1 protein-coding gene is annotated in these 1,269 nt (G+C 58.8%); it reads left to right on the forward strand.

The annotated features are described in order from the left end of the window. On the forward strand, positions 1 to 1,269 hold a 1,269-nt coding region (locus tag HPS55_RS14010; RefSeq protein ID WP_172325109.1), incomplete at both ends, for a TraG family conjugative transposon ATPase.

Here is a 1,269-nt window from a genome sequence, read left to right on the forward strand (position 1 = left end):
CTGTGCCGGGGGCATATCATCCCGAAGGAGCTGGACAAGGAAACCGCCGCGAAGTTCATGGAGGCTGCGGAACAGTTCGAGCGCATCATCAATGACAGCGGCTTCGTCAGACTGCGACGCCTCTCCACCGACGAGGTAGTGGGGACGGACGGCAAAGCCGGACTGATAGAGCGTTACTTCTCGCTCATGCCCGAAGGCGACGCCACGTTACAGGACATAGACCTCTCGGCACGGGAGATGCGCATCGGCGACAACCGCCTGTGCCTGCACACCCTGTCCGACGCGGAAGACCTTCCCGGCACGGTGGCTACCGATACCCGGTATGAGAAACTCTCCACCGACCGCTCGGACTGCCGCCTGTCATTCGCATCCCCGGTGGGGCTGCTGCTCTCCTGCAACCACATCTACAACCAGTACGTGATTATCGACAACAGCGAGGAGAACCTTCAAAAATTCGAGAAGTCCGCAAGGAATATGCAGTCGCTCTCGCGCTATTCAAGGAGCAACAGCATCAACCGCGAGTGGATAGACCGCTACCTGAATGAGGCGCACTCCTACGGGCTGACCTCGGTGCGGGCGCATTTCAACGTCATGGCGTGGAGCGACGACGCGGAGGAGCTGAAACACATAAAGAACGATGTTGGCAGCCAGCTGGCAAGCATGGAGTGCGTGCCGCGCCACAACACCATCGACTGCCCGACACTTTATTGGGCGGCGATGCCCGGCAACGCGGCGGACTTTCCGGCGGAAGAGAGTTTCCATACCTTCATCGAACAGGCTGTGTGCCTCTTCACGGAGGAAACCAACTACCGCAGCTCGCTCTCGCCCTTCGGCATCAAGATGGTGGACAGGCTTACGGGAAAGCCGCTGCACCTCGACATTTCCGACCTGCCGATGAAGCGGGGCATCACCACCAACCGCAACAAGTTCGTATTGGGTCCTTCGGGCAGCGGCAAGTCGTTCTTCATGAACCACTTGGTGCGCCAATACTACGAACAGGGCGCGCATGTGGTATTGGTGGACACGGGAAACTCCTATCAGGGGCTATGCGAGATGATACGGCGCAAGACAGGCGAGGCGGACGGCGTGTATTTCACCTACACGGAGGAGAAGCCCATCAGCTTCAACCCGTTCTACACCGACGACTACGTGTTCGACGTGGAGAAGAAGGACAGCATAAAGACGCTGCTGCTGACGCTCTGGAAGTCGGAGGACGACAAGGTGACGAAAACCGAAAGCGGGGAATTGGGCAGTGCCGTGAGTGCCTAC

This window comes from Xylanibacter rodentium (assembly GCF_013166575.1).
In the GTDB taxonomy this organism is placed as follows: Bacteria; Bacteroidota; Bacteroidia; order Bacteroidales; family Bacteroidaceae; genus Prevotella; species Prevotella rodentium.